At 34.2% G+C, this 24,392-nt stretch carries 21 protein-coding genes; 10 read left to right on the plus strand and 11 right to left on the minus strand.

Features of this window, described 5'->3' with window-relative positions; all coding sequences use genetic code 11:
* Positions 1-335: 335 nt before the first annotated feature.
* On the minus strand, positions 336-620 hold the full coding sequence (locus tag NMY3_RS11555) for a hypothetical protein (RefSeq protein WP_196816005.1): 285 nt from the start codon (positions 618-620) through the stop codon (positions 336-338).
* A gap of 533 nt (positions 621-1,153) precedes the next feature.
* On the minus strand, positions 1,154-1,882 hold the full coding sequence (locus tag NMY3_RS11560; RefSeq protein WP_196816006.1) for a hypothetical protein: 729 nt from the start codon (positions 1,880-1,882) through the stop codon (positions 1,154-1,156).
* 258 nt (positions 1,883-2,140) lie between these two features.
* Between NMY3_RS11560 and NMY3_RS11565 the strand changes: the two genes are divergently transcribed.
* Both NMY3_RS11565 and NMY3_RS11570 read left to right on the plus strand, forming a co-directional pair.
* Entirely contained in the window at positions 2,141-2,593 is a 453-nt protein-coding gene (locus NMY3_RS11565) for a universal stress protein (RefSeq protein WP_196816007.1), read from the plus strand.
* 270 nt (positions 2,594-2,863) lie between these two features.
* On the plus strand, positions 2,864-3,655 hold the full coding sequence (locus tag NMY3_RS11570) for a cysteine hydrolase family protein (RefSeq protein ID WP_196816008.1): 792 nt from the start codon (positions 2,864-2,866) through the stop codon (positions 3,653-3,655).
* Between the two features lie 287 nt (positions 3,656-3,942).
* On the opposite strand, the gene NMY3_RS11575 is transcribed toward NMY3_RS11570, so the two are convergent.
* Entirely contained in the window at positions 3,943-4,110 is a 168-nt protein-coding gene (locus NMY3_RS11575; protein ID WP_196816009.1) for a hypothetical protein, read from the minus strand.
* A 301-nt stretch (positions 4,111-4,411) separates the two neighbouring features.
* On the opposite strand from NMY3_RS11575, the gene NMY3_RS11580 reads away from it, so the two are divergent.
* From NMY3_RS11580 to NMY3_RS11595, 4 genes are all read left to right on the plus strand, one after another.
* Complete coding sequence (locus tag NMY3_RS11580; RefSeq protein WP_196816010.1) at positions 4,412-4,864, plus strand: hypothetical protein; 453 nt, start codon at positions 4,412-4,414, stop codon at positions 4,862-4,864.
* A 348-nt stretch (positions 4,865-5,212) separates the two neighbouring features.
* A complete protein-coding gene (locus NMY3_RS11585) occupies positions 5,213-7,117 on the plus strand; it encodes a potassium transporter TrkG (protein ID WP_196816011.1) in 1,905 nt (634 codons plus the stop codon).
* A gap of 607 nt (positions 7,118-7,724) precedes the next feature.
* Complete coding sequence (locus NMY3_RS11590; RefSeq protein WP_196816012.1) at positions 7,725-8,369, plus strand: hypothetical protein; 645 nt, start codon at positions 7,725-7,727, stop codon at positions 8,367-8,369.
* Positions 8,370-8,596: 227 nt separating this feature from the next.
* A complete protein-coding gene (locus tag NMY3_RS11595; protein WP_196816013.1) occupies positions 8,597-8,899 on the plus strand; it encodes a hypothetical protein in 303 nt (100 codons plus the stop codon).
* A gap of 163 nt (positions 8,900-9,062) precedes the next feature.
* Here NMY3_RS11595 and NMY3_RS11600 read toward each other — a convergent pair whose 3' ends face one another.
* From NMY3_RS11600 to NMY3_RS11620, 5 genes are all read right to left on the minus strand, one after another.
* Positions 9,063-9,560 carry a hypothetical protein gene (locus NMY3_RS11600; RefSeq protein ID WP_196816014.1) on the minus strand — a complete coding sequence of 166 codons (498 nt, stop codon included), beginning with the start codon at positions 9,558-9,560 and terminating at the stop codon, positions 9,063-9,065.
* A gap of 170 nt (positions 9,561-9,730) precedes the next feature.
* Complete coding sequence (locus NMY3_RS11605) at positions 9,731-11,128, minus strand: M20/M25/M40 family metallo-hydrolase (protein ID WP_196818555.1); 1,398 nt, start codon at positions 11,126-11,128, stop codon at positions 9,731-9,733.
* Positions 11,129-11,315: 187 nt separating this feature from the next.
* A complete protein-coding gene (locus tag NMY3_RS11610) occupies positions 11,316-12,560 on the minus strand; it encodes a hypothetical protein (RefSeq protein WP_196816015.1) in 1,245 nt (414 codons plus the stop codon).
* Positions 12,561-12,826: 266 nt separating this feature from the next.
* Positions 12,827-13,483 (minus strand): HNH endonuclease, encoded by a 657-nt coding sequence (locus NMY3_RS11615; RefSeq protein WP_196816016.1) that lies wholly within the window; start codon positions 13,481-13,483, stop codon positions 12,827-12,829.
* Positions 13,484-13,543: 60 nt separating this feature from the next.
* Complete coding sequence (locus tag NMY3_RS11620) at positions 13,544-14,311, minus strand: hypothetical protein (RefSeq protein WP_231100036.1); 768 nt, start codon at positions 14,309-14,311, stop codon at positions 13,544-13,546.
* 107 nt (positions 14,312-14,418) lie between these two features.
* On the opposite strand from NMY3_RS11620, the gene NMY3_RS11625 reads away from it, so the two are divergent.
* A complete protein-coding gene (locus NMY3_RS11625; RefSeq protein ID WP_196816018.1) occupies positions 14,419-14,877 on the plus strand; it encodes a COX15/CtaA family protein in 459 nt (152 codons plus the stop codon).
* Between the two features lie 64 nt (positions 14,878-14,941).
* Here the strand turns inward: NMY3_RS11625 and NMY3_RS11630 are convergent, their stop codons facing one another.
* Positions 14,942-16,015, minus strand: coding sequence for an NAD(P)/FAD-dependent oxidoreductase (locus tag NMY3_RS11630; protein ID WP_231100037.1), 1,074 nt, complete (start codon positions 16,013-16,015; stop codon positions 14,942-14,944).
* A gap of 55 nt (positions 16,016-16,070) precedes the next feature.
* Between NMY3_RS11630 and NMY3_RS11635 the strand changes: the two genes are divergently transcribed.
* Both NMY3_RS11635 and NMY3_RS11640 read left to right on the plus strand, forming a co-directional pair.
* On the plus strand, positions 16,071-16,304 hold the full coding sequence (locus NMY3_RS11635) for a hypothetical protein (protein ID WP_196816019.1): 234 nt from the start codon (positions 16,071-16,073) through the stop codon (positions 16,302-16,304).
* Positions 16,305-16,351: 47 nt separating this feature from the next.
* Positions 16,352-16,852: a hypothetical protein gene (locus NMY3_RS11640; RefSeq protein WP_196816020.1), complete on the plus strand. Its 501-nt coding sequence runs from the start codon at positions 16,352-16,354 to the stop codon at positions 16,850-16,852.
* Between the two features lie 464 nt (positions 16,853-17,316).
* Here NMY3_RS11640 and NMY3_RS11645 read toward each other — a convergent pair whose 3' ends face one another.
* Entirely contained in the window at positions 17,317-20,475 is a 3,159-nt protein-coding gene (locus tag NMY3_RS11645) for a leucine--tRNA ligase (protein ID WP_196816021.1), read from the minus strand.
* A gap of 420 nt (positions 20,476-20,895) precedes the next feature.
* On the opposite strand from NMY3_RS11645, the gene NMY3_RS11650 reads away from it, so the two are divergent.
* Positions 20,896-21,855, plus strand: coding sequence for a hypothetical protein (locus NMY3_RS11650; protein WP_196816022.1), 960 nt, complete (start codon positions 20,896-20,898; stop codon positions 21,853-21,855).
* Between the two features lie 48 nt (positions 21,856-21,903).
* On the opposite strand, the gene NMY3_RS11655 is transcribed toward NMY3_RS11650, so the two are convergent.
* Positions 21,904-24,108 (minus strand): elongation factor EF-2, encoded by a 2,205-nt coding sequence (locus NMY3_RS11655; protein WP_196816023.1) that lies wholly within the window; start codon positions 24,106-24,108, stop codon positions 21,904-21,906.
* Positions 24,109-24,392: the final 284 nt, after the last annotated feature.

Genomic DNA, 24,392 nt, shown 5'->3' on the forward strand with positions numbered 1-24,392 from the left:
TGTCCCAGAATAAAAAATTTAGTTCATAATCATATGTCAACTTTGAAAAAGAGTCATTTTTGATCTTGTCGATTTAAATATGATAAATTTGACCCATCTGAACTTAGAGGATATCAAAAGAGAACTCAAGTTTGGTTAATATTTTGATCTGATAAATAATTTATTACCATTCAAAAACTGAGACAATTAGATCATAAAAAAACCTGATTAGTCATTTAAGATCTAGTAACAGTATTTCACGACATCATAAACCAAATATGGTAATATACAAAATGCATAGAACTTGAGAATAATTTTTTGATATAAAATATCTGAGATAAAAAAGAATAGGTCCTTTACTCTTGACCTAATGCGTTGTTGCCGTCATTTAAGTTCAATGACAAGGCTACGTTGTTACATGATGCAGTTGTATCGTTACCAGAACCACATGATGAATCTTGACCAGTTCCTGAAAATTGTTCTAGATCTTGGAGTGCTTCGTTAGATTTTTTCTTGTGTTTATCCCCATGGTGATTATCCCCACCTGCAAAGGCCATGTTATCACCAAATGTTGCTACTGAGCCAATCAAAGCTGCTGCTATAAAGATTGACAAGATTGACAATTGAATTTTTTTATTCATGCAAGATAAAGTGTCGTATTATATAATTGGATTGTTAAATCAGATTCTGAAATAATCTTACTAAATATGATTCTTGAATAAGATAGTATTATAGAATTTTATTATTTGATTTTCGTATGTTTGAATGGAAACGAAATAAGGCTAATCTCTATTTGTACGGTATATTGTAATCATGCTATTACATAATATGGATATCAAACTTGTTTATATAGAATAAATGGTTTAAATTGAGTTTCTACAGGGGCCTTTTTTTAAATCCGTGCGTATCATATAACTCAAATTAAATTAGGCGAGTTCGCTTAGACAAATATTAGATAAGCCTGACTTTTGAAACTTTTTTATGGCAAAAAGTTCATGGACAATTGGACATGTCTAATAAGATTGGAGTAGATATAAGAATAGTGGATAGCAAGTCATGTCTTTGAAAGTTCATAAAAAATTATACCAATAATGTCATGTTCTCATTTAGAAAACACCGGTAAAAAAGATGAAATTTGAATCTCTAGTACAGTATGGTATTAAAACTCATTATCCTAATTATTTGCTCTCAGTGTCCCTGTGCCATTTGGATATAGGTTTACACTAGTTGATGCATCCGAAAATATTACACCACCAATCTCAATATTTTCTACCAAATTAGGACTGTTGATAATTGTTTTAGAGCCGTCGGGGTTCTGCGTTGTATTTACCGGATTTGAGAACACTTTCATGTACACGGGCAGAGCACTACCAGTGGAATTGTCTAATTTAATTGTAGCTCTCATTGAAATAAGAATATCAGTAATAGTAATCTCATCGCTAGTATCATTTAAAAATTCATATGTTAGAGGAACGTTATTTATCAAAACCTTCGGTTTGCCTACTATTAGATAATCAGTGTCAAGTCCCACCGGTTTAGATGAAAAATTAGCAACAAGAGTCACATTTTCTGTCCCAGTTAACTGAGTATCATTTACTATAGAACCAGCGGTGCCTGTTACATTTGTCAGGTTATCCATGCTAGCAAATTGTTCGCTCAGCGGGGTATTATTGATCAATCCCAATGTAGAATTAGAGAGATTAAGGTTAAGGTCAAGGGTTGATGCATTTGTAAGGATAGAGGAAGACAAAAGAGAAGAGTTTGAAGAGTTTGTTCCAGACAAATTAGGGGATGTACTTTCATCAGTAGAGGCCACCGTGGAAAATGCTGGATTTAACGATATAAGCATCAAAACTATTGAAAGTGTCAAGCAGGAAATTATGCTATATTTTATTCCAGCCAATTTACATAAAAACTGCATTAAAAAAATACATAGATTGTAACGTAATTAAGTTTTTACTTAGAAAGTATTCGGTCCGGCTCATATTTACACCCCATTCAAGATTTATCAAAATTCAAGAATTTGGCTGTCTTAGAACAAGATGGAAAATCAAGGTAAATACCTCATAAAAAAATTAGCGATAATCCAAAATCAAGACAATTCATATCCTTAATTTCATGAAAATTCAAACTTTATAAAAAAATTTGCGTAGGGGAAAATATGTATAAAGATCTCAATATTTCTAGAATCCTGGTTGGAATTGATGGATCAGAGTATTCAATCAGGGCCTTAGAATTCTCAAAAAACTTGGCACATAAATACAATTCTCAAATCATCGCGTTTACTGCATTTAATATTCCAGATATGTACAAGATATTTGAAAAAAGGGAAGAAGATTACAACACTATCTCCATAGAAAAAGAGATTCGTGAATTAAAGATACTATTATCAAATTTAACAAAGAAGGCAATAGAAGAAGGGATCAATTTGAAAAGCGTATTTTACGATACAAAATTAACTCCAGATCTGGCAATGACAGAATATGCCGAAAGCGAAGGAGTAAACCATATTGTAATAGGCTATAGAGGTAGATCATTTGAAAACCTCTTGATTGGTAATATCGCAACTTCTATTGTGAAAATATCAAAATGCTCAGTCACCATAATAAAGTAAGATAGGAATCCAAAATAAGTTTTGATAAAATTGAAACTTTTTGTCCATTCAGAAGAGCCATCGAACCTGACTAATATTATTTCAACCGAGTATCTAACAAGACGACCCTTAGAGGACAAACATAGCGGACAATTACTATAACAAAATTATTTTTATCATACGGCCATCCATATTACACTCAAAAAATTGTATGATCTTTAGAAATTTATTGAAATGCCGCCTTGATTCTGCCTGATTCCCAGGCTTTTCTCTTTTTTGAGTAAATAGACAATGGAAAAAACAATTTTAATATGGTACAATAGTCTAAGTCTAATGCTTCAAATCCAGTACGGTAGTAACCTTATCAGTTTAGGGTTGGTAATAGTAGACATGCAGAATGGATTCGTTAGTAAAGATGGATCCTATGATAAACTTGGCATGAATATTGAAAATTACCAACAAATAATTCCTAATATTAAGAGGTTGATAAGTTTTTGTAGGACTGAAAAAATTCCAATCTTTTATACCGAAGCCATCAGGGAACCAAGCGGTATTGATCTTCTACTTAACATTCACAACATTCTTCCCAGGGCAAGGGAAGAGAGGCTTCAAAACAAAAAAATTCCAATATGTATGAGAGATACGTGGGATGCACATATTATTGACGATATAAAACCCGCCCCTGAGGATCATGTTATCCTCAAGCGACGTGATTCAGCATTTCAGGATACAGAATTAAGAGTATGGTTGCAAAGTATTCACGTGAATACTTTGATTTTTTGTGGTATAGATACCTCGATTTGTGTCGAGACATCTTTAAGAGATGCTTTTAATTTAGGATATGATGTTATTTTGGTATCCGATGCAACGGCATCTGGATCAAAAAAACATTATGAAACTACTATTGAAAGAGTACGAGACTACTATGGAGTTGTTATCAAGATTGATGATCTAAAAAAAATGATTCAGACACTAGATGATCTAAGTAAGGATGAAATGCAATCTAATGAGGAGGAAAATGAAAGTATTAGCCAATTCCTTGAGAAGCATAATTTGATAAACGTGAGAAGAGAAAAGAAGTAGTTTTTCAATTTCGGTTTAGAGCATTCATTACGTCTGTTACAATCATGGATAAAAAACCTATTCTGAAAGACTTGTAAATTTAAGATAGTGTCATCTTGAGTTGATTCCTTTGCTTATAAGCGCGGGGATATCATTTGTTTAAAGGATGTTCATAAGTATTATAAATCTCAGATCAGAGCTGAATTGGATTTACATGATTTCTTAGTCTTATTGAAGTTACAGTTGGGGTCAAACCTGCAATAATTATGATAAAAGCGTATGTTTGAAGAATGGATGGTACTTGTCGCTTAAGCACTTGCAATTATTGCTTGATTGATTCCTAGAAAATATCCTACATTTAGTATCTTGGCTCTAGATTTATCATTAGGAAACAGAATATTTGGTAATTTACATCCTGCAAGTCTCCTAGATAATGCTATAAACATCAATTGATTTGCAAAAACTATTATTATCAAATTCTGCTAGATGGTTTATATTAGAAATCTTGACATGGGCATGGGCATAAAATCCTACAATGATGGGTCTACATGAAGAATAGTATATATCGTTTCAAAACTCAGTAATGGTATACAATAATTAATTAATCTACTAATGATCCTCATCCAATAAACCGTGCCAATAAATTGATACTAACTAAGAGATCTATCATTTTTTGGTGGGTCGGCATGTAGAATAACTTATCCTACAGTCTTTCAGAATTTTATTCTAGCATAATCATTAACAAAATTTAATAAATAATTTCATTTTAATATAGTAATGAAACTATGTTTTGATGGAACATATTTAAAGCGATCTCCTTCAATTAGAAACACAACCAAAAGTATGAGGATTAATTCATTATATGCATGCGCTTTACTAGTCTTAATTGGATCAATTGCCATTTCTTGGGGTATTAAAGACGTAAATGCCCAAAGCGCACAAAGCGGTCAATTTAAGGTAATAGTTCAAGTGCAAAATACAGGCAATTTAGACGAACATGGAGCTTTACATGTTGCTATTGACGGCTCACGCAATCCTCAAACTATGGCCGGATTAATCTTTCCAGGTTTACAAACTAGTTCATATACATTTGAATTCAGTTCTGCTGAAGTGCCAGTAGGAAAAGGCTTTACTGCGGAAGTAATTTACGGAGATGACGATGTAAAGAGAGCAACTGGAACAAATAGCGCCTCTAACACACCAGAAATGGTGACTTTATTAATTCCATAGGCCGTCTATCCTTCTTTATGTATCTAGTTTCATTCTAATGTGCCTTTATTTTTTTATGACAAATAAGGTAATACTTTATACATTCTACGCTGCAACCAAGTAATTATAATGAAATTCTGAGCAAACAGTTTCATCTACAAAGCGATGGAGTCTGAAACTGAATTTATCCCCCATCATAAATATTCGTGGTTTTAGTTTGTTTTTCTATTACCTAAAGACAAAAATAGATTCACACAAAATTGAGATTCATCAAATAAAAACGAGTGATTAATAGGGTTTTTAAAGTTGGCTGCATAGAAAAGTTTAAAATGATTTGTCATACCATCTTTACTAAATTCTGAAGAAATAATGGACACAGACCCTCTCAACCGTCCTGTATTAACCTATGCGCATCACAACTATATAATTTTAGATGAAGAGACAGACGCGGCAAATGCTGTTAAACTAATGCATGGAAAAAAGGCCGAAACCATTATTGTAACGAACAAGAAGGAAGAACACGTAGGGATTATAACTGATAGCGATATTTTAGACAAAATTGTTATGAGAGGAGAGGATTCTGACCAGGTCTCAATTAAATCAATAATGTCTTCCCCCCTCATCACAATATCAGCTAAGGCAAACGTAAGGCAAGCGTTAGAATTGATGAGATTAAATCTGATCAAGAGAATTCCCGTAACCGACAATGTGCATATTTTGGGGATGGTAACTCAAGAAGGGTTGGCAAATGCAATTAGGACATCAGTTCTAGAACGGCAGTTTAGGAGTTATAGGGTAGTAATCAGGGAAAGGTACAAACCAATTTGGGGAAACCTAGGGTTCATCCTTCAATTCTCAGGTTTACTTTTCATTGCCCCAGCCATTTTAGCCACAGCACTAGGTGAAGTAGTTTCTGCAACCGGAATATTCCTTGGAATTACCACAATGTCCATTACAGGATTCGTCTTGAATGCTTATGGAGAAAAGACGCCGATGAACCTTAGACAAGCGTCAATTCTAATGGTCTTTAGTTTTGTCTTACTAAGTTTTTTTGGGAGTATCCCCTACATGTATGTTAATCCTTTCGGTCAAGGTACAGACCCTTTAACTCTGGTGGTAAACAGTTTCTTTGAAAGTGCGTCAGGTTTTACAACCACTGGGTTATCTATGATAGTATATCCCGAAAATCTCCCACAGAGTTTTGATTTTTATAGAGCATTTACCCAGTGGATAGGGGGTTTAAGTTTCGTATACTTGGTAATCACTTTCTTCTACCCCGAAAGGAAGTTGGCTCATATGAAAGGCATGTTAGGTGGAGGAAGCCTTCGTTTAAAGCAATTGATCCTAACAATAGGAGTTATTTTTAGTATATACACTGTTTCCTTGTCAGTTTTATTATATATTTCAGGAAACCATAATATCATCTCTAATATTTCGCTAATATTTAGCGCGGTAACAGGTGGAGGCTTTGTACCTTCTTCTACATCCCTAATTTCTGAAAACTTTTTGGAATTATTTGTGATAATGGCTGGTATGATCATTTCTGCCTTACCATTTGCTTTTCATTATGCTGTTTTTAGCAAAGAAATGCATACCACAAAAATGCGTCCAGAAGTAATATTATACTTTGCGATCATGTTTACTGCTATTCCCATTTTCACATATCTTCTTTTCTTATCTTATCCGGATGCAAATATTGTAACTGGAATTTTTCATACCGTGAGTGCTGCAACCACTACCGGGTTTCAATTCATAGATATTACACTATTATCGGATGATGGCAAGATTCTATTGATAATTATGATGCTGATTGGAGGAACGGCTTTTTCAACTGCGGGTGGAATTAAGGTTGGAAGAATTTTACAAATAGTCCAGAAATTGACAAAAAAGAAATTTTCTGCAGACGTAACAACTCGATCAATTTCAGCAGTCTCTTCCAGGTACAACAATTCATATCATGGCTTTGAAAAAAAATCCGACATTCATAAGGAAGAAAAAACATTCAACGAAGCCATCCTTGTTATTTTCCTTTTTATCTTTATGTCTTTTTTTACTGGTGCGCTATTATCAATATTTACAGAAAAGAATTTTTTAGATTCATTATTTGAATCAGTATCAGCATTAACGACTACGGGTTTGACAGCAGGAATAACAAACATCAATGCAGATCTGCTTTCTAAAATATTACTTATCGTTAACATGATTATAGGTAGATTCGAAATAATTGCAGTGATTTATCTATTTTTAGAAATTTCAAAAATAAAAAAACATTGATTCTTTTTTTGCTGGAAATGGAGATTAGATAGATCGAACTCCCAACTATTCTTTATTTGAGGACCGTAATCCTAATAATCCCAACGACCTGATCAAGTCGAAATAGTCTATTTGATAGAAGATTATCCATGTAATGCTCCTTTGCAATGTTACTTCGTGTTAGTGTACTCTCTTATTCAATTCTTATTAACCAAGATTAAACATAAAAAGAGAATGGGGACCAAAATGATAGTAGTGTTAGCAATAATAGCCTATAGACTGACACTTGTAATTCTAATTTTGACACCAAAAGCTTAATTTTGTCGTGTCATGATTTTAATGAATATCTTAAATTCCAGTTTCTGAGTAGTGGGATGAAGTACTAGATCTTAATTCCGGTTTGAACTATTCAAATGAGAGGAACTATGACAATTAAATTTTCAAACCTTTTAATTATTATCACAATCACGAATAGACCTTACAATTTTGATTTGAATAAAAAACGGTAAGTATAACTATACTAATGAAATAATTGGGATAGTGCTCCTTTACTACCAAGAATAAGTAATAATTTTCTATTGAAATAATATAGTATATACTTTTATATTTTGAAATTCATTAAATTGCAATGAATACAAAAAATTCATTTACCTTTGTGTTTCTGGCAGGACTATTGGCAGCATCGATTGGATTTTTACCGTTGATGAATTCAAATAATGCCTTAGCCCAAACTAATTCAACAACTAGCACCGGTTCAACTAATATGACCGGTGGAGACGATATGATGATGAAGAAAGACAATTATACCAACCCTATGATGATGAAAGAATATAAAAAGTATGAAAAAATCAATGGAACATTGAACATGATGGAAACAATGTTTCAGGCTATTGGAGATAAATTTAATGTAACACTACCACAGGCTATATCCACAGCCGAACAATCGGTAGGAAATGGTTCTTTTGCGATGTCAGCCAATGGTGAGGAGAAAGACGGATTTCTTGTAATTTCAGTAATTCTGGGCTCCCCTGACATGAAATTTACGAAAGTGCTCGTTGATCCTGGAACTGGTCTAGTACTACAAACAAAGCCACTTTCTATGATGGAATGGATGAAAATGATGCACTCTCAAGGGCATGAAGACAAGAAAATGAAAGGAATGCATGGTGAATATGGTATGGGAATGGAAGGAATGTCTGGTGAAGGATATGGTGAATATGGTATGGGAATGGAAGGAATGCATAGTGGAGGCGGTCAGGGACCAGGATGGTAGTAAATCAATTTTGGCAAGATTTCAACCCTTACCCATTTTTTTATGATTTTATAGGTATTTTTTAGTCACACGATTGCTCTAGTTATTAAAAAGGTTTAGTAAAAAACCACGTTCAAAACCTTACACGCTACTTAATTCAGCATCAAGACTGTAATTATTTTAGTTTCGTCACTTAAATCACAGACATTATATTATTTGTTTGATATGATCTTGATAGAAAGACAAGTATGTCCGATCCCGACAAAAATGAGGCAAGCGTAGATACCATATTATTTTCAGAATTTGAAATTGAAAAAATCTCAAAATTATATCAAACAGCTTTGGATTTAACGACTGCAAATGAGCATGGACTTTCAAATAATGTAAATCCAGAAACTTCCAAATCAGACCTCATTAACAAAAAACGCCAGGCTTGGCATGAAGTTCAAAATTATTTGGAAGAATTAGGGAAAAAATATAATTATGATCCGGAAAAATATGTAATAAACAAGATTACAAGGAAATTAGAACTTTACAAGCCAAAATCTTGATCTTTTAGAATCTTTATTTGGATCAAAAAATAACCCCTAACTATCTGTTCAATAAGTCCAAAGGTTATATCAGGTCGTTTCTAAATCAAGCATGGTTGAAAAGGAGGGTTAAAAAAAACTACGTTCTTTTTCACATCCTACAAGGTAAAAGATGGTATGCGTGTCACTTGGTTGAAAATATCTTGTAAATGTGTTCCCCAGTCTCGCAATCATCATCAGGATCATCAGCTATAATTTGAAGAGTGTAAGCTTTTGATACATTTGTAATGACAGTTTGTTTCGGAACGTACTCGGCTTTTTTACCACTGAATTTTGGTTCCCCGGTAGCGTCCTTATGATTAACGCATTCACCTATTTGGAACTTTTTAATGTCAAAATGATCGGCACTATAGTATGGTTTGTTCCCATCTTCATCTAGAGCAACCGAAGCTGCAAAGATGCCATTATTAGTTACAAATGTATATGCATAGTAACTCTCATCTCCCCCACTTACTGAAAATGATCTACCAGGTTGACCCTGTAATTCCATGAAGGGAACTCCATTACTAACGCCGATATTGGTAATTAGAAAGTCTTCTCTATGAAAGACTGCAAATGCATTTGGAACACATATTGCAAATAGCAAACCTAGTCCAATAACGAACATAATTAAATTTTGCACAAAATTTCTATATTGCTTTTATATTTATGTATTTATTTAATAATTTCCTAAAATGTAATATTATTGAAATGGTAATCGATTGGTGTGATCGAATCTAGTATTGCCACAAATAATGATAGATAAAATGTGATTGTCAAAATGATCATTGCATTATCTTATCAATGTCTGTCCTAACCCCTTGAAAAATTCTTTATGATTTCAATAAAACACCTGGTACCTTTTTTTAATAGATCAAGATTAGTGAATTCATTTGGTGAATGCATCTTATTTGGCAAAATAGTACTTCCAATACAAATTGAATCGACGTTTAGGATTTCCTTAAAAACATACATAGGTCCAGTTCCTGACGAGGAAACATTCAAAACGACACCGTTAAATATCTTTGATGCAGAATCCACAATCATTTTTACATACTCATTATTCAACGGTGTTCTGAAAGATGGCTCACCACTTACATAGTTAATAGTAACATCTTTTTCTGAATAACCTTTTGATCTCAAGTACTTTACCAATTTATTGAATTGTATACCCGGATCCATATTTGGCACTAATCTAAAATCCATCTTGACGGTAGCAGTCGAGGGAAGTATCGTTTTTACGCCTTTATTGGTATAGCCTGTAACCAATCCCGAAATGTTACAGGAGGGTTCTGTAGCAAGGGCTTTCTTTATATCGTAAGAAGATTGTCCCTTTATGAAACTTGAAATACCGTATTCCTTTTTGAATGCTTCCTCATTGAATGGTTCATTGGCGATTAATTGCAATTCCTGTTTACTTAAAGATGTTACTTCATCATACCACCCTTTAATGAGGACTTTTCCGTCATTCGAGTCATACAACAAAGACAATAAATGTACCAATCTCCAAGCAGGGCTCTCAATAGCGACCGCTAAACTAGAATGAACATCCCTGCTAGGTCCATGTACCTTTATTTCTACGTTTAGGATCCCTTTTTGACCCAATGAAATTATTGCTCTATCATCTTTATCAACATAACCACTTTCCCAGATCACCAGGTTTGATTTGAACTTTTCCTTGTATCTTTGAACATATTTTATCAAGTTTGGACTTCCAATTTCTTCCTCACCTTCTATTATGAATTTGATGTTGCAAGGTACATCCCCTGTCTCTTGTAAATGATATTCTACAGCCTTTATTCTAGTGATTAATTCTCCCTTATCGTCAGAGGACCCACGACCATATATCTGATTACCAATTACTTTCCCACTAAAAGGATCTTCATTCCACTTTTCAATTGGATCTACAGGTTGTACATCATAATGATTATAGAACAATATAGTCTTTCCACTGGGATTTGATTTTGATTTAACCTCACCATAAACAACAGGAGGTATCCTGCCCATGGTTCTACTTTCTACCTGTTCTTCTAAGGCTAAATACAAAAGTTCTGTTTGAATTCCAGCATTTTTCATCATATTCGACAATAGAATCGAACACTCCTCCAAACCCTGATTGGTTGCAGAAATGCTTGGCTGCCTTATCAATATTTGCAGATCAGATATCAGATCATTCATTTGATCATCTGTCAACGAAGTGGGAAGTAACATATTATCCAATTAATTCATCTGTCTCCCAATAAACCACAATAATTAAAAAACCTTCCTTCTTTCCATATCCGGCTGACCTATTTAACACACATTATTATCTATTAAAATTTTGTTAAATGAATTAGATGAAAATTTACCTGAACAAAAAGATAGAAAATATGAATGTAACAAATGGAATAGAAAATTTCTAAAGCAAAGGAGAATTATTCTTTGTTTTATCCCAAACATGTTGAATAATTTCCGATACTGTTTGATAAACATTCCCATTGAAATTAGAGTCCCATAATCTGGTAACGTATTCCCCGGGAGAAGTCTTGTTTTCTAGCCTTTTTTCAAGTATTCCTATAAATTCAGGTCCAAGGCCCAAGTCTTTCAAGCCTTTTTTGGCAACATGTAACTGAGTCTTTGCAGTTTCTGAAATATTAAAATGAGTTTTAGAATTATACCCGGTACGGATCACTGCTAGTCTTTCTTCTCTTATTGATGATAATGGTCTTAGCGGCTTTCCCTCCAGAATTGAGCGATACAAAAAACCAATAAAAAACTCAATCATTGCCACCATTTCCTTTGGGGTCGGTTGGACAGACATTATTCTAGTCTCAACTCTGTAATATGGGGAATTCAACCGTATCCTCAGATCATCATGTCTGTCTTTTTCAAGACCAAAATAATCATTAGTACTGTCAGGACCTGGTCTTGATGCAATATAGTCTACATAATCTTCTATCCTATCTAAATATTTTGCAATGGCCGGAAATCCAGAATTTTGTTGTTCTGAGTGATCATATAAATAGACTCGTGGTTCATAAAGTGAAAATAGTTTGCCCGCAAATAATCTACTATTTGAACCTAGTAATATTGCCGAAGGTAACAAATTTAAGATATAATTAAACATGTATGTAGTATAGACAGGATTTAGACCTTGTAAATGAAGATGAAACCCCTGAATAGCGGTGGCAATGTCACACGACTTGAATTGTTGACCATCAATTTCGATCTTTGGAAACTTCTTTTGCAATTCATAGATATTGAGATAGCGCTCCTTTCTTGTTATTAGTTTCTTTTTGAATATATCAGGCGAAGGATTTCCTCCAAGAAAAACAGGGATTATATTCCTATTTTTGTAGACTTTCTTAATTGCGACACTCAGATAGTCTATAAATTCTTCAAAAAAAACATTCACGCTCGACAAACCGTGCATAGAAATTGGGTCAGTTTTGACTTCAAATTGACACTTTCCGTATTCATGATCTACATCATACTTGGTACTTAATTCTTTTATCAAAGTATGTGCGTTCACGGGAAGTGACTTGTCATCAAGTAAACAAATTTCAATTTCAACGCCAACCCTGTAGATTTCGTCCAGACGCCGGAGGTCATCTTGGATTCTTCTTTTTAACCCAAGAGTCTGGTCTGCCAAGATATTATTCAAATTTGTTAAACCTATTAATGATATATACTATAAATTTCTTTATATAATTATTCTGGTAAAATCTAATATAACATAAAATCTTGGTGATAAACAATATAGATCATATAGATACGATTGTTAGGGATAATATGAACTACCTATTTCCAATTCCAAATAGTGAGGGCAATATTCTCTATTAGTATTATTTTAAACATTGTTCTTCCATTTAGATTCAGTAAAGGTACCTAGATCTACTATTCTATAGTTATCTTCCTAATCATGTTTTCTCAATTATCATCGTTTACGTTAATAAGCAATGCCTTTGTCTTGAAATTATTTAATGTTACTTCCTTATGACATTTATAGCATAAAGTTCTTAAATTTTTATCATTATGTAAAAATTCCAATACTGTCTTAACCTTATTTTCTAATGTGTCAAAATTATATCCTAAAAAAGTGTAGTAAGATTTAGGTATGATATGATCACACTCAAGCCAATTCTCAATTTTTTTGTTGTGCCTTTTCTTTTTATTTAATTTTAACCCGCAAATCTGGCAAGTATAATTGTCCCTTTTCAAAATACTATTGCGAATATTACGCCAATAAAAATTCTTATTGTACCATCTTGTAAATTCCACGCTACACTTTCTCGAACAATATTTTCTAAATGGTTTACAAACAAATTTTTCACAATTGTTATTTCTGCATTTTTGATTTCCTTCCTCGTCTAATCTATCAAACTCATTTATGTAAACAACTAGTCTAAGGATTCTTTTGGACTCTTCTCTATAAGAAACAGCTGGAGAAACATCCTTCTCTCTATTTTTATACAATTCGCGATCTGTGGTGTGTGACGAGTTTAATGAGATAGTAGGTTTGTCATTAGATTTGTTTGATTGTTTAGTATTTGATTTTCCTTTCCTTTTTCTCTTTTTAATTATCATTTAGATTTATCCTTTATCTGAACTTCAAATCTAGTTTCTATACTCAAGTCTTTATTCAATTTAGTGAGTATTGGGCCATAACCAGATTGTTCTTTGGGTTGTGGGAGTAGCAGAAGTAGCAGAAGTAGTGGATGAAGATGAAGATGAAGTGGAAAGATGAGAGGGAGAAGGAGATTTGGTAATGTCGTCAGCCTCAATTGAAAATTCGTATATTCCCACTCGGTTTTTTAGCAAGGATAATTCATCATTCTTGCCTGCGACAACAGGAGAGAAAAATATCATTCCTGCGTAGTGAACCGTATCATTTGATTTGTTGATAATTTGGTCGAATGCATCCCATTCAATAATATCTCCGTTCTCTGTCAAAAAAATGCCAGAGCCTTTATAGTAATTCGGGCTTGGTTTAGTTTCGAGACCGCTGCTTAGAGGCTTGAATTCAGGCTTAGACCCATCGATGGTAGAATCTTCTACATAATACCCCACATTGTACGTTACCAAAGTAGAATTAATTACTCCTCTTTCAACATAAAATTGAACTTCTTTATTTATTGAGCTTGATTTCTCTATTGGGACTTTAGCTAACATTATAGTAGCATTTGATGAATAGTAAGGATTTGAAAAAATCAAAGTATCTGACTTTTTATTTTGGATCGTGTGGTGTAAACTATTACTTTGCGGATAGCTTTGAGTTTGACCTTTACTATAAAAAGTCTCGTTAGATGCTTGGACTTTAATAGGTTCACTTGATTGGTAGGCATATAGCATAAAAGAAACAATTAGGAAGGACGATGAGAAGATAATGATAATAAAACTACAAGTAATTTTCATAGGTTTCATAGGTTTGAGATCATTAGTTTGAATTTAGGAACTCTAATAAATTTTAAACTTGCTATAAACATTTAAAAATACGATAGAAAAATGAATATTTATTTAATTTGAAGAGCATAGGCCAGGATGGCTTTCCAAGCAAATCATTGTTTATCATTACTTTCATGATTCTGAGTTTAATCTTTTCTATAATGATTGTAGGAGTCTATCTTTCATCAATCCATCAAGGATATTCCTGTAAGACATGGCCTTTATGTCCTAATGGCTTTGACTTTCCACCAAAGGAATACTTTTATGAGCACTTTCATCGATTTTTGGGACTAATTCTGGCGATATCATTATTTTCATTTACTGCGTTTTCAGTCATCAAACTCAGAAACAGGAATTTTAGTATAAAACTTTTGATTGCATCTACTCTTCTTGTTTCACAAATAATTCTCGGTTGGGCAGTAATTGCAACTAAATTGCAGCCATTAGTTGTTGCAAGTCACCTTTCCACCGGAATTGCATTATTTGGAATTTTGGTAGTTACTCTGATCTCGTTGCAACACAAGATGAAACCATAAAGGATAGTTTTTGGATTTTTAGAACCTCTGGCAGTGGCAGGTATATATGAAAAGAAGTATATTGCTAGATTTTTGTAAGTTTAAAGAGGTTTAACATATTAATTTCCATTCCAAACCTATCTTCACTCTTTTTCATGTACTTGTAAATTTTGAGAAGTTCAACAAAATCCCTAATAATGTTGAAATTTTGAGATATTCGTTTTTTAATAAAGTTATATACACTTGTATAAATTTTAAATGTTGACAATACTTGTGAAAAGTATTTCTCCTTGTCGTACAGGTTATCAACAAAGAGTTGAGCACAAATTGTAGATGGTATGATACCCTCACCCAACAGAGCATATACCGTTCCTATCGATTCACCCACTCCAATCGTTTTGTTTCCATCATCAAATGGAAGGCACTTTGAGGGAGGTGTAATCCTAACAGGTCTACCCACTTTTTTGATTACTTCGCATGGGTATTTTTTCATAAAAGAGTCCATAAAAACATGAGTTTGCTTTCTTCTAAAGTCTCCTGATCCTATATGTGCGTATCCATTGCCTAGCGGAAAGTACCAAAAGTACCCTGATAACAATGGAAAAGCCTTTAAGTAAAAATCATCAAAAGGTACTTGATCATACTTTACTTTGTACTGAATACATGGTATCCATAATTCATCGCTTAACTTGGGTAAATAGTGTCTGTGAAATCCGGTGGAATCAATAATCAAGTCAAAATCTTGTTCAAGATTTTTCTTATTCGGCACTTTTTCAAATACAATGTCAGTTCCCCTTATCATATCCTGGATTAGTTTTAATTTATCATAACTTATCATACCTTTTAGTTTAATGTCGATTGTGTTGCCAGAGTTTATCCCATTCCCTATATCTACTCTCATCTTTTTTCCATCATGTAAAACATAATTGTCAAAATTTAGACCACATATGTTGGCATAATCTCTCATTACATTATCGCATGTAGCCCAAGCACATACGGCATCGTGTTCCTTTTCCGGCATTCTTTCAAATCCTTGCACGTGTACATCGTGCAGATCACTAAGTTGATTCATTAAATATGCACCTGCGACTCCTATCCCAACTACAGCAATCTTCATAATATCAGAACATACGGTTAATGACAAATAAATTGATTTCATTAGGTGGAATGTGAATGGATATGATTAAAAAGATCCCGAGTAAGTAATGTAATACATGGTTGCAAATAAGGCGCCCAAACCAAAAAAAAGGAAAATGGCTGGGCCATTGAGGGCGGGCATCGCATTAATGATCCTTGGAGCAATACTTGTGGGATTTGGAAGTTTATATGGCAGAGAATCACTTTCTATTTATGGTTTTATAGTAGTCGTTAGCGGGTTTTTTTTATATTTTGTGTCTTATTACTACCTAGATAGACTACAGAAGCAAAAAACGAATAATCGACGCTAGAAGGTATCAGAATCTAATCTGAGAATTAACAGTAGATTTTAAAAACCATGAATGCTAGTTATTTGTCATATAGAAAAATAATGGATGACATTTTATTCAAAAGATTTTACAGTAAAAACATGGGGATCTCATTTTTTTATGACGCCTCCCTTCTGCCTGATGATGATTCCTCAAGTAATGATACAAACTATAGCCTTAATTTGAGAAATAAAGATTTGCAATTTAATTTAATTAAATTGTCGACTGAAGCAAACGTTGGGCTGAGGATTTTTGGTTTGGAAAAGGGATTAAAATCATCACTTGGCGAAATTGAAATTTTAATAGAGGAAGTAAGAACACAAAATTATGAGATAAATGGTAATAAGACCGCTTACACTACTAGTATTTATCCCTCTGAATCCGGTAATATCAAGATAAAACGCTTCCTTGTTTCTCATGACGGTCAAGGATATCTCTTGGCATTTCAAAATAAAGTCGAACAATTTGAATCTGAAGAAAGCCGAGGGACGTTTGATACGATACTCGATACTTTCAAATTCTTAAAGTGATTTACAATATGTGAAAATCGGTATTTTGATAATTCATTTTCAAAAAATGGAATGATTATATCCCAAGTTATAACTCATTTGTAAGATTTGGTAAGAAGTTAGAATTCAATTGCATAATAGGCAATTGAGATATAATAGAAAGGCCCAAAGGCAACTAGTTCTGCACCACAACTGAATTAATTCATTCTGATTTGGACTAAAAAAATATTTAGTATCGAATCAAGTTACGATCACGTTACCTAAACTAAAAGAATTTTCTTGTTATTAAATTAGTAGGACAAATGGACATTGGGGTTTACTGTTACGAAGGACGTATAGCCAGTAACTAATACAGAACCAATACAAAAATCTAAGCGATTTTGAATTATTTAGCCAAATTAAAAGAGGAGATTTGGGACTGGGCCTTTATGGGATTATTTAGTAGGACCTTATGAATAAAAGATCTGACTAAAATCTTGATTTGATTATTCAAGATATATTGCGGGTTTAAAAGGCCTAGAGAACCTTGCCTTATTTTTAGGATCATAAATTTTGGGATCATTTTCGTGGTATATCTTTATGGATGAATCTTTAACATCAAATTCAGAGGATATCAATCCAATCCCATCCACTAATGCAATGTATTCATCAAACAAACCAATGGTTATCCTTCTTTTTTGTTCTACAGGGGACAAAGAAAGGATATCCTCATTTATTTTCTTAATGAAATCTGTATTACTTTTCACTAAATCCTTATGTTCAACAGACATTGAAGGATCCGAAAGCAATGATTTCATAATAAGTCCAAAATTCTTAATGTTAGAGTTCGTCACCAGATTTAGGACTTTATCATAAAGGATTTTTTTGTCATTTGATGATAAATAGATATGAATATTTTTTAGTTGAGTATTTTTTGTTACTTTTACAATTTTATGCAAATCGTCAAGAATATTAAAAATTTCCCGTTCGTTTTCATCGGTGACTGGATTGATTAATCCATTGTTAATGATAGGCCAGTTGTCTTGAAAAATGGATCCTTTCTGTGGTTCTAATAACTCCCACAGCTCTTCAGCAAGAAATGGACAAAAAGGCGCCAACATCTTGATTCTCGCCTTAAAAAAGTATGAAATAACAGATAGATTTGTATTATTATCAGAAACATGATCAGACCTGGATTCCTTCCTTTTTTTGTACCATTCAAAATCCTTATCCATCAAATACAAAGCGGTATTTAGTGCATCTCTTATTCGCATTTCTTCAAATGAATTAGTAATATCTTTTACGGTAGAGTTTACGCGTTGAAGTAACCATTTATCCTCCCAATCTAAATCAATAAAAAGTTCAGTAAAGTCATAGTCAATAGCTCTCAGGTTGGTAGCAGCCTTTTGTTTTTCAACTAAATCTTTTCCAAATTCATATATTTCATTTAGCCTCGAATATATTCCCTTTAACGTTGAAAAGGAAAAATCAACATCTTGTAATAATTCTCCCAAAACTAACATTGCCACTCTTATGGAATCGGCGTTAAACTGTTTTATAGTACTTCTCAATGGTATTATGTTACCCATGGACTTTGACATTTTCTTTCCGTCCATTAGAACAGAGCCATTGACAACTATTTGTTTTGGCCATAAAGATTTTGGAAAAATTATTGAATGATTAAAAATAAAAAATGATAAATGATTTGGTACCAAGTCTCTCCCCGAATGTCGAGAATCTAAAGGATAATAGTACTTAAATTCTTCGCGAATTTGTTTAGACTCGACCAAAAACTCATTTAAGATTGATAAATCCGCACCCGGATCAATCTTGATGGAAGTTAGATCGCCTGAGAAATTATCATTTTCGTCAAGTGCGAGAAAATGACCAGACTTTAAATTCAGAAGAACGTAATCAAAAAATGAACTATCGATAAAATCTGAATATTTATCCAAATCATGCAATTTTACGTATTTAGATATGATGTAGTAAACCATGTAGATAACTGAGTCAGACAGACTCTCAATTATCCAATCTTTGTCCCATGGTAATGGTGTACCTAACCCAGTCTTTCTCGCGCATGCTCTAACTTTAAGCCAATCAAATACGTTCCTAAATTCTTTAATTATCTCCGAGGGTATCACTTCCATTCTGTTTAAACATTCAAGGGCCAAGGTTTTCCATTCAGGATTACCATAGTTTAGGAACCATTGGTTATTTAGTAATTTGACATAACATAGAGTTCCACATCTGCAGTAAACCGGTTTGTTGGTCATTTCAAAAAACTGAATAGACTTTTGTAATGCAATTAAACGGTCCTTGACTAGATCTTTGGCTTTTAAAACTGGCATCCCTGAATATTCAAAAGTTCCTTCATTCATTTTTCCGCTATAAAATTCTAATGAATACAATTCAGACGTAGCCTTCTCCAAATTAGGGTCAATTTGGGAGGATATACCGTATTTCTCGAGGAAAACCACAGCGGGAATCACTCTATTACCTAAATTACCTTTATCGGCTCCCTGTATAAAAAGTCCTTTTGCATTGTTTAGAGTCTCGTTATCAACGTGATGTGGCAATTGATCGTCTTGTCGCTGAACTTTAGAATCTATAATTACTATAGGAACAATTGTGTCTAAACTCAATAAAGATGGGTAGTCTGAAGATCGTTTTCTAAAATCCAACAGGGCTTGCATATCAAATGGAGCATGAGCAGGAACCGACATTACTATTCCACTGCCTTCATCCAATGTAACAAACGTAGCGGGCAAGATTGGAATAAATCGGTTAGTCAGAGGGGATTCAACCAAAGAGCCTATCAATTCTTTGCCCAAAAGTGTCTTTGTTATTTTTACCGAATAATTTAGATATTCTAATTTCTTTGCGGCTAATCTGCTCAATACCCAATTTTCAGTATCATTGACAAGTACTTGAGTATACTCTTCTTCAGGATTTATCCAGAGATTAGTTGCCCCAAAAATGGTTTCGGGTCTGAGGGTAGCAACAGGGATGATCAAATCCTGACTCTTAATTTTGAATTTGATTAGCGAATACTCTGTAAATGATGGCTCAACGTCACCCAGGGTATCATGCTGACTAACTGGGTTTAAGTCATTGGGGCACCAACCAACCGGATGGGACCCTTGTTCGATCACTCCGAGTTTTTTAAGAGTTTCAAATTGCCAAGATATTAGTTTCTTATATACAGGATCAATGGTTGTAAATTCTCGTCTCCAATCAATTGAATATCCCATCTCCTTCATTCCAGCCTTTATCTCGTTATGAAAATATTTGGCTATGTGAAGAGGCTCGCTAAAAGTGAGTATATCCTGGTCACTGATATTGTATATTTTTTTGAAATTTTCTATAATTTCTTTATCCCCTGCTTGTACCCGCTTTGCCATTCCAAGAATTGGGGTACCGGTATAATGAAATGCCATAGGAAAGAGTACATTAAAGCCTCTTAGCCTCTTGTACCGGGCATGCACATCTGCTATAGTGTAAGTTCTTCCGTGTCCAATGTGTTGCGGTGAGTTGGGATACGGATAGGCAACTGTAATAAAGAATTTTTTTTTGCCTGGAACGGGATCCGATGTATTTGTTGCATTTTGCTCCCAAATTTGTAACCATTTGTTTTCTAGCGAATTCCAGATATTGGTGTCCATTTCTTTTTCCTATCCTTATTTTAACGAATTAATCACGGGTATTTCAAAATTCGTAACCTGCTTATCATATGTATTTTCTTTAAATTGAATCTGCGTACAAATCTTTGATTTATTGAAAGTATAGTGATCAAAAATAGTGGTTGACAGAAATAAAAATGGGATTTGATCAATATCTTGATAACTTAATTTCACAATTCTAAAAAATCCGTTCCCTGTTATATTTAGGTTATCAAATCAAACTACAGAGTTAATAAAGCAGCAAAAAGAATGCTTAGATATTTTTTTGGTTGTTGGCTTTTGCGTCAATATCTTAAATCCTATCACTACAACAAGAATTTGGGTGATTTGTAGTTTTTTTAGGTTTGAATGGTTTTGACGAGCACCCTGAAACGCTTAATTTAAACTTGTAATGAAATTAACATGATATTGAATAAGTACCAGAATTATTCAAAGTATAAGAACGGTATAGTGATTCCTGCCTTGATTGGTACAGTTTTATTCTTTATTCTTTATTCATATTCTCGCCTTACTACACCTGGTGTAGAAGTTTTCCTGTCTGATTCATTGTATTGCCTTGCTGCCACAGTACTGATAACGTATTTGGCTTGTCTTTTTCTCTTGTATTTGAGTATTCACAGGTATTACTTTTCAAGGTCAAGAACTGAAAACAATCCTCAGAATTTGCTATACTACCTGCAATCTCCTTTTAAGTCGACAAAGTATAAGCTCATTTTGGTAATTTCTTGTCTGATTTATTTTGTGTTTTTTGGATTCGTTTCAAATGTTTTTATTTATTTCGTAGATGAAAATACTGTTTTTTCAATTTTTCCTATTCCTTCACCCGGCCATTTATCACATGAAACAAACGGATCTCATACTACCAGTAATCACCAAAGTGAATCAGAATCAAGTAACCAACATACGGATCAAATAAGGAGCATCGCATACCCCACATCCAAGCTCATTATTTGTTGCAACTATATTGGGTATCTCCCTATGCTGATTCTTCAATTAAGTGAAAGCCTATCCATTCTGATAATACCACTGAATTTCATAATTGGGATAACACTTTCTATTTTGGTTGGGTTGAATGTTACCCTAAACATATTTATTTTGTCAAAAAATCGAACAGCGGAAATGTCAAGAAGAAACCTATTTGGAGTTGTAGGAATTTCTACTGGATTGTTTGTGGGATGTCCAACCTGCACAGGTAGTTTGTTCTACTCTTTAGTGGGACTTAGTTCGACGGTGCTTTTATCATCATTAAACATTTATCAGATCCTGTTTGTAGTTATCAGCATACCTATGCTATTTGCATCTCTATTTCTGATGATGAATGTTCTCCGGAAATCTTATCTTAAATCTTGTCAAATAAAATGATTGAATTCAATCCTAAGGAAAAAGAGTGGATGAAATACTTATTTGCTATTATTCTTTATCTATGAATTCGTCTGGTGAGGGAGGTTCTGGATTGATGCCCTTTCTTTTTCTTATGTCAGTAATAATATTTCTTATAACAGATTGAGGTACTGCTTGCCATGTTTTAAAATAGGTACTCCACATTGCTTTTCCGGCTGTTCCTCCTCTCATCATTTCAGACAAATCAAATGTTTCTGAGGCAGGTACTTCTCCCAAGATAATAGCAATTACACCCTTTTGATCCACGTTTAGCAATTTACCTCTTTTCCCGGATAGTATGCCGGCGACCGTACCGATCTGTTCCTGTGGACATTTTACTTCTATTCCTAGGATTGGTTCTAACAAGACAGGATCGGCTATCAACATAGATCCCAGCATAGCTCGTCTTGTTGCAGGCATTAACTGAGCCAAACCTCTGTGTGCTGGATCCTCGTGAGGTACAAAGTGGTGCAATACAAAGCGCAACCCTCTGACAGATTCTTGAGCGATTGGTCCTGAATGAATTACATCCTCAAACCCTGATTTTATTGAATCCATGGACTCTTGAATAAATTGAACTCCTTTTGTCTCGTCAGAGAGCATATTCCCGGTAGGGTCAACTGTAACTACGCTCCTAGCATCATCCGTACTCCAACCCTTTTCCCTAAGAAGCCTAGATAATTCTTTCTTGTCCATATCTTCTCGAAGTTGCCCTGTTCTAATCATATCGATGACTTCCTCGCTCAATGGTTCTACTCTCAAGAATATCTTATTGTGCTTGTTTGGTGATTTGCTCATTATTGGGCCTGCTCTTCCTCTGATGGTTTCTCTGTAGTTAATCAAAGGTTGTGTCGTTTTTATATCCAGGCCTAATTCTTGCAATAAGGATGTTGCAATTTCAAGGTGCAAAACCCCCATGCCTGCCATTAGTGTTTCTCCAGTTTCTTCATTAATCTTTACAATCAGGTTAGGATCCTCAACGGTTATCCTTCTCAATCCTTCAACAAGCTTTGGCAAATCTTTTGGATGCTTGGGTTCAACGGCGATGGTAACTACAGGTTCTGAAACATACTTTATGGATTCAAAGGCGGGCACATTCTTAATAGAGGAAATAGTTTCTCCTGCTACGGCATAATCCAAACCTAATAGAGCAGGAATATTACCACATGGAATAACACTTACGACCTCACGTGTGTTCCCCATATAAATATTCACAGATTGTACCTTTCCAGTTCGCTTAGCGTCGATAAGGAAAACTTCATCTCCGTCTTTGATTGTACCAGAAAATAACCTACCGGTAGCAACTCTTCCAGCTTGAGGATCTACGTTAATTGTTGTTACCATCATCAAAACCGGACCATTTTCATCACAATTCAAAAGCGCCTTTCCAATATCAGAATCCAAATCACCTGGCCAAATTTTTGGAATTCTGTATTTTTGTGCTACATGAGGTGGAGGATGATGTTGAACCACCATACCAAGGACTGCATCATGCAAAGGTGCTCTTTCGGATAACTTCTTAATAGATGTAGGATCAGTTGATGTGTATGCATCATACACATCCTTGAAGCTAATCCCTTTTTTCTGTGCCACCTTAAAATTAAAGCCCCATCTATCCTTTGCAGATCCAAATGCTACTGTATTTCCCTGGATGCTTACCTTCCATTTTTCTTTTAGTTCAGGCTCGGCGTATAGATCTACTAATCTATTAAATTCTGCGATAATATTAGATAGCCATTTTTGCATGGCCGCTGGATCCAAACGAAGTTCCTTAACCAACCTATCTATCTTATTTATATACAATACTGGTCTAACCCGTTCTTCTAATGCTTGTCGGGTTACTGTTTCGGTCTGTGTCATTATACCCTCTACTGAATCTGAAACTACAACTACCCCATCGATTGCTCTTAAGGCTCTAGTAACTCTACCAGTAAAATCAATGTGCCCAGGAGTATCTATCATGTTTATGACATATTCCTTACCATCATCATTTTCATAAAATAGAGTCACATTTGCTCCTCTAATTGTCATCTGTCTATTCTGTTCTAGTTTCATGGAATCCAAGGCCAATGCTTGTCCTGCAACACTTGGGGAAATAATTCCCGAAGCGGCCAAAAGGCTATCGCTCATGGTAGTTTTGCCGTGATCCACATGAGCAATAACTCCGAAATTTCTAATTTGATCTTTATTTCCAATTATCCTGAGAATATCTTGAGTCGATTTAAACTTGGGCATCCTATATTTCAAAAAAGTTTTTTTAGGGTTATTAAACCTTCCTTGTGTATAATACGACAATAAAAACCATTAAAAAGCCTGTCGAATTTTCTTACTTTCGGTACTTTGTTTCAAAGAAAAAAGGCAGATCGGGATGGATTGGATGTAGGGAACGAATAGTGTTATACAATCCAAACATGGAGGTTCAAATGGATAAAACAAAATTCAGCCTATACAACAACATAAGAGCGAGCTTAAGCTTGATCAACCCGTTAACTTATATGACAACAATTTATCAAAAAAAT

Source organism: Candidatus Nitrosocosmicus oleophilus, from assembly GCF_000802205.1.
Taxonomy (GTDB): domain Archaea; phylum Thermoproteota; class Nitrososphaeria; order Nitrososphaerales; family Nitrososphaeraceae; genus Nitrosocosmicus; species Nitrosocosmicus oleophilus.